This is a genomic window from Lachnoanaerobaculum sp. ICM7 (assembly GCF_000287675.1).
Classification (GTDB): domain Bacteria; phylum Bacillota; class Clostridia; order Lachnospirales; family Lachnospiraceae; genus Lachnoanaerobaculum.
In genome coordinates, this window is the sequence record NZ_ALJL01000021.1 from 1 (window position 1) to 14,494 (window position 14,494).

Sequence of the window (14,494 nt, forward strand, 5' to 3'; positions counted from 1 at the left end):
GTGCGTAAGTTCCTCCGTATCTTCCTGCTTTTGCAACAATACCGATAGAATTGGTTTTTTCTACCCACTGTTTTACCGATAAAACAAATCTATTCAGTCCGGCTTCATTTTTAATTCCCTCGAATTCGAGGGAATTAAAATCAGGATTATACATTTCCTCCCAAATACCTAAAAACTCTATTGTATTTTTATTTCTTAGCCACTTCTCGATTAAAGCTAAACCGTTTTCAATATTTCTTACCATATCAGTTAAAGAAATATAATCTTTATCATCTATGGCTATAATGCTGATTTCGGATCCTTCAACATTTATTTTAGACACAAAATCACCTCTCAATTCTTAAATAAATTATAACTATTATACCTTTTTCCCACTGCAACTTTTATGTCGTCATGCCTTATAATTTTCACTTACCTGCATCATTTTTTCCTTCCCACTTCTGGACATTATGATCAGAAGTTATAAAAAAGCAGATACACAGTTTCTTTATATACCTTGTATTTTATTCTACACTACAATCAAAAACAATAAAAGCATTACCTTAAATAATATCCTTTTTACACCAAATATCAGAACATTTTGATATATTTATTACTTGCGAACAGAGCCTTCCCTCAAACATCAAAGGAGCTGGTTGAAAATCAACACACCCCCAACATTTGACAATGAACCAAAAAAGAGCAGACGCTTTCGCGTCTGCTCCAAAATCTATCTATATATTATATTACTTTCTCTCAGCGATAGCTGCCTGTGCTGCTGTGTCATATCAGAGGAAAGTTCTGTTTGGGTTACTGTATAATTGTCTGTTCTTCCGTCCACTTGCATCTTTAACTCGTCATCTGGAGTTAAATTCAATTTCCATATAAATCCATCTTGGCATACGATAATTTCCTTTATAAATGCATCAATAACTTCTTCCGGAATATGTCTCGTTGAAAAATTGAAATTCTGTTCTAAGCCGTATTTAAGAATTTCAACTTTGTCCATATATATGTCATCTGATAAACCGGTTTCTCCACCTATTATTTCTAACTGCTTTTTCAGATGTTGCTGTTCTTTCAGAATTTGTTCACGCTTTTCGTCGTACCTGTCTTTTTCAATTTCTCCAGCCATTCGCATGTCTAAAAGATTGTTATACTTTCGATTCCATAGTTCCATTTTATCTTCTAAATCACGCTTACGATCTAACACCTCGTTATCATGTTCGTTTTCATAGCAATTGTCCAGCATTTCGTTAGCAATTGCAAGGACTCCTTCTCTATCATTCCAAAATTTTTGAAATATTATATCAGCCATAACTTCTAATTTCCATCTTGGAACCATTTTAGTTACACAAATTCCTTCAGTACTAAGTCCTTTTCTCTCACGAGTTTTAAATGATCCTGTCCTTATCTGGCTATAACATTGGTATGCATATTGAGGTCCTTCAGACGATTTGTGCCATGTAACACGATTGTAGGAACTACCACATTCACATTTCATTTTACGACACCAAACATCTTTGGAGATTTTTTTTCCTCTACAGCCTTTATTATGCACAGAATCCGACTTGCTACTAAGTATTTGCTGAACTTTTTCAAACTGTTCTTTTGTAACAATTGGGGTATGTCTACCTTCAACAATGACTTTATCAACCTCACCAAAATTATTTATTTTTTTCTGTTCTAAAAAATCCGGAACAAATTGCTTACGGTAAACTATTGTACCACAATAAAAGGAGTTCCTTAATATTCTGCTGATATTTCCAGGTTGCCATTTTGTAAGTCCTGTAGCCGTTAAATGTCCTTCTTTTTCCAGTACAAATTGAATTTTTCTAACACCATTTCCATCTAAGTATAAATCAAAAATTCTACGCACCGTTCTTGCTTGCAATTCATTAACCACATACTCTTTACCAATTCTGTCATACCCTAGTATATTACCGTTTCCATATAGAACACCATTTTTAAATGAAATCATTTGTCCTGCTTTTACTCTGACGGATGTTTTCTTGCTTTCATTTTGTGCAAGTGTCGCCATAATTGTCAGTCTTAATTCACCATCTTCATCATTCATTGTCCATATGTTATCTTCTGTAAAATATACTTCTACACCTTCTCGCCTTAATATACGAGTTTGCTGTAGTGTATCAACTGTATTTCTTGCAAACCTAGATACCTCTCTTGTTACAATAAGATCAAATTTATTTTTTGATGCGTCTTGCATCATTCTCATAAAATTTTTTCTCTTTTTAACAGAAGTACCTGTTATTCCTTCATCTATATAGCGATCATATAGTTCCCACTCAGGATGTTTTTCAAATAAATCATCATAATACTGAATTTGATTACCCAATGCAGAAATTTGAGCCTCATGCTCAGTCGATACTCTCGCATATATAGCCACTACTCTTTTCTTTACCATCATTTCATCTTTTTTGTACTCCTCGTTTTGTTATTTTATATTAACATAATTTACTCTCTTTGGCAATCAATACCTTTCCATACTTTTGTAAGATTTTTTGATAAACCTTTTCTGATATTTCTCTTTTTCTGTATAAATATCTCATCAATGCTAAAGCTATAATTGTATTAATCTGTAATTTTGTTATATCGCTTTTCATAAATCTCCTTGTATTTATATTATAAGTATGTTTACCCTGATTTTTAAAATTCAAATGTCTTTAAGTTTTCTGACATTAACAGGTGTCTTGGCACACAACATAGGAATTTCACCTCCGCCTCTTTCAAGATGAGCCAGCTTTCACTAAAGAAGTATCATTATCCCCATTTACATCATCGCAAATAGACTGCCAAACCTATTTTTTGTCATACAAATTTGTCGCTCACTTTCTTTTATCCTTTGTATTTGCAAGTATATGTTTAAACCGAGATTACAAGGGGATATGTGGTTATTCCCTCAAATCATCATCTTCTCAGCAGAAAGGTCTTAGCGTTTGTTGACAGATGCTCCATAAATGGTTAATGTCCTGTTTTGGTCTATTTAGCTTTCAAGGTACAAGATTCTTATATTTTCAAAAATATATTCAATTTTCCAAAGGTAAAATTTTCCCCTCTATATATAAACCTTACTTTCAAATGCTTTTGTTTCCACTTTTTAAAATTTTTTTAAAAAAGTAGGGAACAAACTACAAATTTGGTCTGCTCCCTACTTAATTAGTTACTATTTAAGCATCTCTCTTAGCTTTTTTAAAATCTTATTTCTAAAACTGAAAATCTTCTTAGAAGATACCTGTTGCTCTTTTGCTAAATCACGAATGGTCATTTTTTTGAAATACAAAGAATCTATCACCTTTAGCTCTTCATCATTTAGCTTTCGCAGTGCCTGATATAGATCCTTGATTCTCATTTTAGTTTCAATGATTTTTTCGATATCCACATCTTCATCTACAACGGAATTCAAATCAATCTTGTAATCTTCATACCCGTAAACCTTATGTTTTTTATCTGATTTATTTAAATAAGCATCATGATTGACTTGCTTCTTATATGCTTTATATATTTCATCGGATACATATATCTTTTCACCTTTTACATAGATATATTTTCTATCATCTGTCATTTCTAAAATCCTCCTTTTCATCCAAAATTTCAAATCCGATTTTTTAAACAAAAAAAGGAGGACTCCTGCATTTTGGCATGCGAAATCCTCTATGAAATATAAAATATGGTTTAGATATATGTAATTTAAACACTGGAATAAAACTTATAACAGCAAACTTCTTCTATCCTTAAATTAGACATATCCGATTTCCTTTTAGTGCTAAAATGTCCTAACATCAAAATAGTTACATCAATATTTATCTATCTAAGCCCTACAATTTAATTATACAATATTTAATTAAATTATGTGAATATTTCCGACAATAGATTTAACTGTCCAATTTTTTTGTTAGGTACGAAATAGAAATCTCCTTACGCTTTTTTGTTCATCCCCTTCTCATAATTTAGTTTTTTATCAAAAAGTGCCTATTATACTGATACATGATATTTTTATTTCTGGAAAACTATTACTTTTCACCATCATTGTTTTAAACAATTTTTAACTTTAGCTACTTGAGCCATAAGTACCTAAAACTTGCATCACTATACACTACTATAACTAAACAGTACTATGCAGTTATTGGTACATATTATTTCATTATTAGATGAATATAAGGCATTATCTTATACAGTGCTTGCCGTTAATTTTCAAGAAAAAAACACTTGAAAAGTATCTCTACCTTCCAAGCGTTTTTCTAAACCATAATATAAATAATACTCTATTATCAGCTCTGTATATTTAGTTTTAATACAGTTACATACCGTGTTTATCAGACTTTGTGCTAATAATGCATAAAATCTTGCTTTCCTACAGTTATTTTATATACATTATCATCTTTATCAAAATAGTAATTTATTTCAAATGTACCATCTACAACTGACAAGTATCCTTCTGGCTCATATTCAAAATATCTAGCATTCCTATATATTTTCTCAATAATACTTTTACTTGTACCTACCCCTATTTTATAACGCCCAAACCTATATTTAGTACCAGTAACTTCTATTCTACACAAACTAGCCACATTACCACGCATTGTTCCAAATACAAAGTTCCTTCCATCTGCAGTACATACTTCTCTAAAACCATATCCATATTCCCCATAACTGCTATCTTTAATTTCCTTAATTGGACCATTATTTACAATAACCGATTCATAAAAATTATTTTCCGCAAAATTTACTACTGCATAATAATCTTTAACATAGATACCTTTATTGTTCATATTAAAGATAAATATTGTTAGAAATATTAAAATTACAACTCCTGTAAACAGTATAATTCTCATTGTTCTATTTGCTCCCATCACATCCATTAGTTATGCAAGTTCCTGGATAGTATCCATTACGCATAAACTCTCCTTTATGATATATAACTTGACCCAATCGCACATGCATATTCTTAATTTTCCCAGCTTCAATATACTCACTATAAAATTCCTCATAATGAGATTGCTTTTTAGAACTTCTGGGCTCATAGCTTATTGCATTACCTGCAATCTTATCAAACTTCTGTTTAAATGCCGGAGGTCCAAATGAAACGCTTCCATTCCAAGCATATACTGCACCATCACCTATCAGCTTTTTAGACATTAAACTTGCTACATTTGTATATTCATCATCTACAAGTTGCATATACTCAACTAAACCGGCATTACAAGCCTCTATATATAATCTTTCTATATCCTTTCCCTGTAAGTCTTGTATGCTACCTGCCACATCGGCATCTCCAGCTTTATTTTTCCCATTTAATGTAAGTGCATTACGCTTAGAACCATCCACAAACTGCAACATTCGCTCACTTCCATGACTAAATATATACACATACTCTATCGTATCGGTATCATCCATATTATTCCATTCTTTCATAAACCCTAATGCAACTTGCTTACCATCAGTATCTTGATTTGAAGGCAATGACAAAGATATTTTTTTCACATTTACCCCTTGGTTTTCAAGCTGTTTTGCTCTCCATGTGGCTTCATTCTTAAAATCATCAATATAATAAACATATCCTTCTTTAAACCCGTCCAAATCTATATATACTATAGGATTCCCATGGCAATACAGGTACTTGTTATATGTACTCGGATTAAATAAATCCGGATTTACCCAATCTCTCCCTGCAAATCTTCCTACACCTGCTACATACTCTCTTGCTTGAGCAAAATAAGTGTCTGCCACATTATCATATCTGTATCCTGTATATCCAAAGGGCTGCATTCCCCCCTGTGTATTATAGGTATCTTTTCCAAATTCATCATATCCATATATCATTTGTCCTTCGCTTTCTACCTCAAGCAAGCGGATAATGCTTCCAAGCTCATCTTGGAGATATGTGAACTCTTTTTTATCTTCTTCAACAAATACAGCATTAAAGTCCCATGCATAGCTTTGTACTGTTTTATTTTCTCTTTTTATAACTTTATTTTGCAAAAGATTATTATATGCCCTTGTTCTGTCTAGGATATACTCTTCCTCATATATCGGATCTTTTTGAATCAAGTTTAATTCAGAAATATCCTTTAATTTATTCTCTCCAAATCCTTCTCTTTCAAACTCATATTCTTTTATTCCTATCCTGTTTCCAATTCCGTCATAGCTGTAGCATCTTGCTTCTCCTAAAAAAGAGTAACTTAAGCCAAGCCTACCTTTAGCATCATATTCGTAGGCTCTTATTTTTCTTCCTCTGTCTGTTATACTGGTAAGATTTCCTCTTTTATCGTATTCGTATGTCTTGCTTCCCTGCAATCCTCCCTCTTTTATAAGTCTGTCCAGTGCATCATAGGTATACCTTATTTCTTTATCATCATTCTTTAATAATATCCTGTTACCGAAGGCATCATAGGTATACTTATGAAGTAATTTGTCTCCTCTTTTCACCTCTACCAGCCTATTTAGACTGTCATAGCTGTAATTAAATATACCTGAATCCTGCCACAATCTATGAATGATTTCCTCTTTGTTACCATCCTTTATTCCCTTTTCACTTACATCACGGTATTTTACAATCTTTGTTTTATTCCCTAAAAGATCATAAGCATAAATGTACTCTTCAAGTTTTTTATTTCCTTTTAAATGACTAAGACCGCTTAAAAGTCCTCTTTCATTATATTCATATATACTACTTACATCATCCGGCATATCTTTTCTGATGAGTCTTCCCTCTTTATCATAGTAGTAATCTACCCTTTTATTACCTAATGTGAGACTTGTAAGTCTTAAATATTTGTCATATTCATATGATACACTCTTCCCGTCAGGATATGCGATCTTTAATCTTTCTCCATTCTTTCCATAAGTATAATTTACTTCCTCACCTTGATAATCTACAACCTTTGTAGCTCTACCAAACTTATCACTCTCTATCTCTATGGTACCAAGTGCATCCTTTATCTGAATCAGCTGTCTAAGACTGTTATATGTATATTCCACACTGCTTCCATCTCCATACAGAATACTCTTAATATCTCCTGCTTGTGTATAAGAATATGTTGTCTCATAGCCTTCCCCATCTTTCTTTCCCACAGGTCTACCTAAAAGATCATATGAAAATGTTTCTTCATGTCCAAGGGCATTTGTAACAGATAAAATATTACCCATCAAATCTCTTTTATATCTTGTAAGCCTTGGAGTATTACCGGTTTCAAGTTTCTCTTCTTCATAAGCTTTATAGGATTTAATACTTGTCAACAGCTCTTTATCACCCTCATGCCTATATACTGTAATAAGCCTTCCTACTTTATCATAACCATATTCAGTTCTGTTTCCCATGGCATCCAAAACCGAGATAAGTTTTCCACCTAAAGAGTATTTATATATTGTTTCATGTCCCATAGAATCTGTTTCCTTTATGATGTTTCCCATAGCATCATACTCAAAGTATTTTCTTTGTGAAAAACTATTCTTTAATTCTATGATTCTATTCAGCTTGTCATAATTAAATAAGATAAAATCTCCTTTTTCGTTTTCTCTTCTTATTATATTAAGATTTTTATCATAGAAAAATATCTCATATCTTTTATCTGGATATGTTTTTCTTCGTAAAAGTCCACCCTTATAATAATCGTAAACAGTTTCAAATTCTCCTGTTTTTATTCTCTTTATTTTCCCAAGTTCATTGTATTCATATTGCTTTGTGCTGCCATAAACATCCTCCTCAAGTATTATCCTTCCAAGGGCATCATACTTAACCTTATACGTTCCAAGTTTATTCGTTATATTTAAACTATGTTTCCCATATTCATATTCAGTTACAGCTCCTGCCTTATCTTTATAATATATAAGTCTGTTCCTCTCATCATAATCATACTCTTCTTTGTTTCCTAAAGGGTCGGTAATCATTGTCAAGTTTCCATTTGCATCATAATGATAATCATACTCCCCTTTATTTTGTAATATTTTTTTTTCCAGCAAATTTACGGCATTATAAACATACCTTACCTCTCCTCCGTCAGGATGGATTTCCTTGGTAAGATTTTGGCAACGGTCATATTCCATGTGATAAATTTCGCCATCAGGGAGAATAAACTCCTTTGGTTTATTCATTTCGTTATAGTTTATCTTCGTAACTCCGCCTCTGAAGTCTTCAAAAACAGACAACTTTCCGTTTTCGGTATAGCTATATCCACATGTGTTACCCAAGGCATCTTTTACCCCTACTAAAAGATCTTCATTATTATAGAAAAACTCTGTTCTGTTTCCTTCTCCGTCAATACTTGCTTTTACACGATTAAGTTTGTCATATTCATAAGTTGTTGCATTTCCACTTTCTTCTTCAATGCAATGTATGTTTCCTCTATTATCATAGTAAACTTTTCTTGTGGAACTGTCCGGTAATATTACTGTAACACTTTCTTCCTTTTCTTCTCTATATTTTATCCTTGTAACTTCCCCTAATAAATTTTCTATTTCAATGATTCTTCCCTTGTCATCATAAAAATATTTTTCTATTTCTTCACTGTCTACATAATAAGCTGATATATTTCCCTCACTGTCATACTCCATGCCTTCACTCTGTCCATCAGGAAAAATAACCCTTGTAAGTTTTCCATCCTTATCATATTCATATAATGTTGTGTTGCCTTTTTTATCACTATACGATGTTAAAAGGTTTCTTTCATCATAAGTAAAACTTTCACTTTCTCCCGCATACTCGCTTTCAATGTTTCTGAAACTTTCATCATGTATGTGTACTTCAACATTTTCATTCTGGTTTGTTACAAAGGTTTTACTTTCTTCGCTGTCATACTCATATCTTATTATTCCTCCGTCGGCAAATCTTTGTATCTTCACCCTGTCTGCTCCGTCATACAGGTTTTCAAGTACATATACTCCCCTAGGATTTTTTATTTTTATCAAAAGTTCTTTTTCATAAAAATAATCATACATTCTTTGTCCGTTAGAATAGACTCTTGTAAGCTGACCGCTTTCATATCCGTACTCTATCTTTCTTTTGCTATGGTCTTTTACTTCTCTTAGTTTCCCCTGTTCATCATAAGAAAGATTAAGGCTGTTTCCTACTTTATCGGACACGCTTAAAAGTCTTCCCTTACTATCATAGGAAAATAATACTTTTACCCCGTCTTTTCTCTTAATGCAAAGAAGTCTTCCTTCTTTATTAAAAGTATACAAAAGTCCTTCTCCGCTTTTATACTCAAACCCGTCCTTTATTTTTTGAAGGCGGTTAAAATCATCAAAAACGGATACTATCCTTCCTTCATCATCTAAAAGGTAGGCTTCATCCTGCCCGTCCGCAAGGTGTACTATATATCCGTTTTTTTCCTTTTCTACGGATATTTCATAGCTATGCCTCCACCCTTTTCCAAACACCCCACATTTTTCTTCCTTACTGTTATAAAACCTTGTAAAGCTTAAAGGTATCCTTGAGAGGATCTTAAGGTCTTCTTTTGAATAGATAAAGTTTCCGGTATTGGCATTTACGGGGTCTCCTGTCATGGCACAAAGTGCCGCTCTTGCACCTTTTAGAAAATTTTCCATTCCATGATTTTTCATAAGGTCTTTTAGCAAAGCATTCCATGAGGCAAATGCAGGACCTCCTTTTTCAAGCATCCCTGAGATAATCTTGTAGATTTCCTGCTTTAGCTGCTCTTCATTAAGCTCCTCGGTAACCGGCTTTGCATTATTTCTTACCCTGTTTAATGCGTTGGTATAGGATACACCATAGCTTCCGTTAGGATTTTTAGTAATGTTTACCCCTGCACAGACTGCAAGCCCTCCCATAAGCTTTAGCATAAGCTTATCTTTTTCACTCGGTACCCCTGCCATGACAGGTAAACCTCCAAGCAGCCTTGGAAGCAGCTTTTCAAAGTCCTTTGAATTATCCTTGTACGGTGCTTTTAAGTCTTCCCATGCCTTTGATTTCTTTCCCTTAAGCACCACTTCTTTAGACGCTATGTTTACATCACCGCTTAACTTTATGGAACTTTTCTTTACCTTTTTCATCAGACGCTACCTCCATTCAAACTTGCAGTGCTTTAATCCCTGAAATGATTTTCATTAAACTCACCACTAAAATCCACATCATTCTGCATTATAAATTAATCTGTTAAAATTTCTACTTTCTTCAATTTCCCCATATATTCTCCAATAAGAACAGACGGTATTTCTTCTATATCTTTATTTTTAAACATATCCTCACAAAGTACCTTTTCTACTGCTTTCTTCCAAAGTATGGCAATAATGCCCTCATATCCTTTTAAAACAACTCTTATTCCTTCTTCTATCTCCGCTTCGCTTAAATCAGGTATCTTTGCTTTATTTTGTACAAGTTCTTTCCTGATAAGGCTTGCGTCCTCATTTATAAAATCAGGTACCCAATATCTTATGCTTAGTGGCTTATTTATATACAGGCTTTCATCTGCCGCAATAAGCATGTATTTATAAGATTTTGTATAAAGACTTGTATTAAGAAAAAACAGTATAATATATGCCAAATTATCCGCTTTTCTTTTAACCTGTTCTTCTTTTGCATCAATAAGCAGTGCCTCTATCTCTTTTTCTAAGCTCTCGGTAGGATAATCTTTATATTCTACGATTTTTTCACTTATCCGGCTATACCTGAAAGCTTCAAAATACTTTGTTTTTTGGTTTTCTCTGTTCATCTTCTACTTTCTTATAAATTCAATAGTTTGAAATATATCCGTTACCGCTTTTTTCCATGCATTCGCACTTGATTCACTGCAATTAAAGATTGTCTGTATTATTTTCCTACCGGCTTTTCCCATACCTATCATGTGGTAGATTTTTTCATCTATCCCGGGTAGGATGAAACCAAAACAATGCATTTCAATATAACCTTCTTTTTTAAGTTTCGTAGAATCTAAAAACTTAACACCCTTATGTGTCTTAGAAAGGAGATTTTTAAAGTCCTTCACTAAAGTTTCGATATCTACATCCTCATTATCTTCAAAAAAACTAAAACTTAAATTTATATCTCCTACAAGATTAGTTTTTATTATTTCAGGTCTGAAATTTGTAGGGTACTTTATTGCCTTTATTTCGTCAGGCATATCTATAAATGAAGACGGTATATATACAGAAATTGACTGATTAAATATCTCTTCAATGACAAATTTCTCCAAACTTCCCAGTATATAATATCCTGTATCCAATGACATAGTGTAATCTATTTCATTTGTAAGTTTTATAGGTACGACTTTTTCATCAATATGTGTTTTCATAAAATTCCCCTTTTATTAGATTCAACGAACTGTGTAATATAAATATTACATTAATATGTTTATACAATACTTATATTACTGAACTATATTTGAAAATTATATCAATATTATTAAGGATAAAACGGCCATGTAAAATCATCTGCAGTTCCTGAAGACCATATTGTTTCCCACATATAGTGTTCCCATTTACCGTCTTTTTTTATATAAGTAACCAAGTCAATTGAGTCTCCACTGTAATATATTTGTGCTATATTTTTACTATAATCAAATACTTTTATATAATAATAATCTGCTAAAAAATAATTATCCTTTTCTAAATATAAAAACTCTTTAGAATACAAATATGTCAATATTTCTACTTTGATGTAAGGATATATTAAAAATCCTATTAAAAAAAATACTGTTATTAATATATATTTAGATTTTCTCATTTTTTATCCCCTACTATCATTACCTTTATAGCCTTATAATCATATTCGGCAAGTTTAATATCAACTATCAAAAAATTTTGTCCTGTATTTAATATTACACCACGAATCACATGTTTTGTATCCCCCTGCACAAATACCCACAAATTACTATAATCACTATATTCTTTTTCCAGTATTTCCTTTACTTTATCACCATATTTAGCTGTTAAATGTATGGGATGCAAAATATAGCTGTAAAAAACTGAAAAGCATAACCCTAAAATAAATGCATAAAATAAATTTCTCAATGCTTTATTCTCCTATTCTAATAATTCTCCCATTCTATTGTAACTTTCTTTGACACTGTTTCCAAAAGGGTTAGGCTGCGGATCATCATGTGGCAGTCTTGGTGTATTTCCAATTCCAAATATATAACCCAACGGTCCACCACCTCGATGTTGATGACCTAAATTATAAAGTGAACCCAATAGTTCTGGAGATGATACTTGTGGGGCGAGAGGCTTCCACTCGTCCAGCATATATCTAAGATAAGCAGCTGCATATACTACATTTATCTCATCATCAGATAACCTATTAATTAATCTTTTGTTATCACCGGTATTTACATCAGTGAATCCTTCATAATCTCCATCCTTTATGTTTATGTATCCTTTATCTTCAACTAGCTTTGCTGTAGATAACTTAATTTGGCTGACTCCTAAAGAAGTATCTAAACCTACTTCTCCTACCATATAGTCTATCCGATAATCCTTAGAATCTACATTCTTACTCTGTTCTACATATATACAAGCCGCTAATATCTTTGGATCTATATTATATTTTTTAGCCGCCGATAATATGTTGTCTTTATTTTTTAAAATAATCTCTTCATATTTTTTATCTTTACTAAGTTCCTGCCATGTTACTTGACCTTCATATCTAATTTGCTTTATAGCATTAGAGGGATCACTTACAAGGGCAAATGGTGATACCTGTCCTGATGACTCAATTTTAACAATCCCCCCACACCTACATATTGCTATAGAATCTGTCCCAACTAAATACTCATTCTTTTTAGTTATTGAATTCTTTATTTTTACATTTGTTGTTCCTGTAATCCAATTACAAAGGGCTGGTTTACATAATTCGTCTTTATTCTTTGATGCTTTACATTTACCAAATCCTTTAATATTATCATTTCTCACATCACTTTGAGTAATGAGTGGACGGTTGTCCGCTGCATATACTCCATGATCATTTGGCAATTGTACTGCTGTAGACATAGTTCCTTTTGAACAAGAGACTTTTGCTCCCCTCACTACATATTCATGCCCTGATTCAGATAATTGTTTTTTATATTTATACATTTCTTTTAAACCGTTCCCATTCTCTTTCATAAACAACCTCCTTAAATTTAGTATATATTGTCATTTTTTCACATATTATCTTCCTCTTAAAATATGGCATTACTTTTATGATATGAAATATTTTATATAGGTTTACATTATCGTAAATTATTATTGATAACTTTCTAAGTACCTCTTTTATTAATAATTCATACTACTCACTTACATATACTATATCATCTTTACTATTCATTCTTATATTTCTAGCCTTTATATTTATTCTTCCGGCTGCACTTATACTTAGTCCGCCGTTTCCTGTAAGTTTAAGACTTTTATCTTTAATTATCAGTACATCATCTGAGTTAAAGCTTACTCCCTCCTCTGACAAATTAAGACTTTGATTTCCTATTTCCAATGTCTTTTGTTTTTCATCCTTACTCTTACTGCCAAAGGTTCGTATTACATACATTTCTCCCAGCTTATTACCTGCTATATAAAGCTCCGCTTTTTCTCCTGCTTCAGGTACTGCATATAATGTATTTCCGGTTTCAGAATACCAATCAAACCCGTATTTTGCTTCTTTTTTATCAATATCAAGGCTTATGTATATCTTCTTATTCTCATACTTTTTTATTTTTCCCATAAGGCTTAATCCTATGATATTTTCATTGTAAAAGGGTTTTGCCATCTCTTTTATATCTGTTTTCTCTATTCCATAAAAATTAAATATAAGCTCTCCCTTTGTAAACTCCACTTCTTTTTTATATAAAACTAAAACTCTATCACCTACTCTTACCCTGTCTCCTATCTCATAAGAGCCATAAGTTCTTAGCCTATATTCGCTCCTTTGTGTATTCCCCTTATCCTTTTTTATTTCTCTGCTTTCACTTATGATGTCTTTAGACTCAATAACTTTTCCCTCTTTTAGCCCCATGGATATAATAGGCTTATCTGATGTCATATCCGGATATATGAAAGTTTTTAGGTTTGAAGCCATTCTGATTGCAAACTCCCAGGCACTTTCCTTATAGCAAAGTAGGGGCTTTTCAATATCTTTATCATTCACATCATATACTCTTATATCTCCAAGATATTTTTTTATTACACTTCGTGAAATATCCATATATGTTTCATTCACAGCCTGAAAAAGCTCCGTATGTTTATCTTTATCCGCTTCTTTACTGTATGAGTATGCACTCAGTTCAAACCTGTGGACATTTGCATCGGAATCTATCTTAAGTTCTTCTACAAATCCCCTAAATAAAGTCTTCCCCTCATGTTTTACCTGAACATCCATGTTCTTTTTATCAGTAAAAATACTTTCTGCCGGATTTTCCATAAGTACTCCAAACATGGCAAGGCTTGCATGCATGTTCGGCTCTGTTTTTATCATAAAACCTTCCACCCTGTAAATCGGCAGTTTTACTTCCAGCTCTAAATTTTCTATAATCAGCATAAATATAATCTCCTTTTGCCTGTAATAAGATTACTC

The 14,494-nt window shown here is 32.5% G+C and carries 12 protein-coding genes; all 12 read right to left on the reverse strand.

The window, feature by feature from the left end:
* A partial coding sequence (locus HMPREF1140_RS05130) for a KilA-N domain-containing protein (RefSeq protein WP_009662932.1) occupies positions 1-322 on the reverse strand: 322 nt, incomplete at its 3' end.
* A gap of 387 nt (positions 323-709) precedes the next feature.
* Positions 710-2,407: a recombinase family protein gene (locus tag HMPREF1140_RS05135; RefSeq protein WP_035619963.1), complete on the reverse strand. Its 1,698-nt coding sequence runs from the start codon at positions 2,405-2,407 to the stop codon at positions 710-712.
* Positions 2,408-2,444: 37 nt separating this feature from the next.
* Positions 2,445-2,603, reverse strand: coding sequence for a hypothetical protein (locus HMPREF1140_RS13515; RefSeq protein WP_009662903.1), 159 nt, complete (start codon positions 2,601-2,603; stop codon positions 2,445-2,447).
* A gap of 560 nt (positions 2,604-3,163) precedes the next feature.
* A complete protein-coding gene (locus HMPREF1140_RS05140; RefSeq protein ID WP_009662950.1) occupies positions 3,164-3,562 on the reverse strand; it encodes a sigma-70 family RNA polymerase sigma factor in 399 nt (132 codons plus the stop codon).
* Positions 3,563-4,325: 763 nt separating this feature from the next.
* A complete protein-coding gene (locus tag HMPREF1140_RS05145) occupies positions 4,326-4,850 on the reverse strand; it encodes a hypothetical protein (protein ID WP_242822867.1) in 525 nt (174 codons plus the stop codon).
* The gene (locus HMPREF1140_RS05150; RefSeq protein ID WP_009662850.1) at positions 4,837-10,008 is read right to left on the reverse strand and encodes a DUF6531 domain-containing protein; all 5,172 of its coding nucleotides are present in this window, start codon (positions 10,006-10,008) and stop codon (positions 4,837-4,839) included. The genes HMPREF1140_RS05145 and HMPREF1140_RS05150 overlap by 14 nt, the downstream gene beginning before the upstream one ends.
* A gap of 95 nt (positions 10,009-10,103) precedes the next feature.
* Positions 10,104-10,667 carry a hypothetical protein gene (locus tag HMPREF1140_RS05155; protein ID WP_009662911.1) on the reverse strand — a complete coding sequence of 188 codons (564 nt, stop codon included), beginning with the start codon at positions 10,665-10,667 and terminating at the stop codon, positions 10,104-10,106.
* A gap of 3 nt (positions 10,668-10,670) precedes the next feature.
* The gene (locus tag HMPREF1140_RS05160; RefSeq protein WP_009662857.1) at positions 10,671-11,246 is read right to left on the reverse strand and encodes a hypothetical protein; all 576 of its coding nucleotides are present in this window, start codon (positions 11,244-11,246) and stop codon (positions 10,671-10,673) included.
* A gap of 110 nt (positions 11,247-11,356) precedes the next feature.
* Complete coding sequence (locus tag HMPREF1140_RS05165; protein WP_009221017.1) at positions 11,357-11,677, reverse strand: hypothetical protein; 321 nt, start codon at positions 11,675-11,677, stop codon at positions 11,357-11,359.
* Positions 11,674-11,964 (reverse strand): hypothetical protein, encoded by a 291-nt coding sequence (locus HMPREF1140_RS05170; protein WP_009221016.1) that lies wholly within the window; start codon positions 11,962-11,964, stop codon positions 11,674-11,676. The genes HMPREF1140_RS05165 and HMPREF1140_RS05170 overlap by 4 nt, the downstream gene beginning before the upstream one ends.
* Before the next feature lie 12 nt (positions 11,965-11,976).
* Positions 11,977-13,053: a PAAR-like protein gene (locus HMPREF1140_RS05175; protein WP_009662956.1), complete on the reverse strand. Its 1,077-nt coding sequence runs from the start codon at positions 13,051-13,053 to the stop codon at positions 11,977-11,979.
* 163 nt (positions 13,054-13,216) lie between these two features.
* Positions 13,217-14,458: a hypothetical protein gene (locus HMPREF1140_RS05180; RefSeq protein WP_009662912.1), complete on the reverse strand. Its 1,242-nt coding sequence runs from the start codon at positions 14,456-14,458 to the stop codon at positions 13,217-13,219.
* Between the last annotated feature and the right edge of the window lie 36 nt (positions 14,459-14,494).

Bases quoted from the DNA above. Each gene is read 5' to 3' on its own strand.
- HMPREF1140_RS05135 (WP_035619963.1), bottom strand. From the start codon at position 2,407: ATGATGGTAAAGAAAAGAGTAGTGGCTATATATGCGAGAGTATCGACT.
- HMPREF1140_RS13515 (WP_009662903.1), bottom strand. From the start codon at position 2,603: ATGAAAAGCGATATAACAAAATTACAGATTAATACAATTATAGCTTTA.
- HMPREF1140_RS05140 (WP_009662950.1), bottom strand. From the start codon at position 3,562: ATGACAGATGATAGAAAATATATCTATGTAAAAGGTGAAAAGATATAT.
- HMPREF1140_RS05145 (WP_242822867.1), bottom strand. From the start codon at position 4,850: ATGGGAGCAAATAGAACAATGAGAATTATACTGTTTACAGGAGTTGTA.
- HMPREF1140_RS05150 (WP_009662850.1), bottom strand. From the start codon at position 10,008: ATGAAAAAGGTAAAGAAAAGTTCCATAAAGTTAAGCGGTGATGTAAAC.
- HMPREF1140_RS05155 (WP_009662911.1), bottom strand. From the start codon at position 10,667: ATGAACAGAGAAAACCAAAAAACAAAGTATTTTGAAGCTTTCAGGTAT.
- HMPREF1140_RS05160 (WP_009662857.1), bottom strand. From the start codon at position 11,246: ATGAAAACACATATTGATGAAAAAGTCGTACCTATAAAACTTACAAAT.
- HMPREF1140_RS05165 (WP_009221017.1), bottom strand. From the start codon at position 11,677: ATGAGAAAATCTAAATATATATTAATAACAGTATTTTTTTTAATAGGA.
- HMPREF1140_RS05175 (WP_009662956.1), bottom strand. From the start codon at position 13,053: ATGAAAGAGAATGGGAACGGTTTAAAAGAAATGTATAAATATAAAAAA.
- HMPREF1140_RS05180 (WP_009662912.1), bottom strand. From the start codon at position 14,458: ATGCTGATTATAGAAAATTTAGAGCTGGAAGTAAAACTGCCGATTTAC.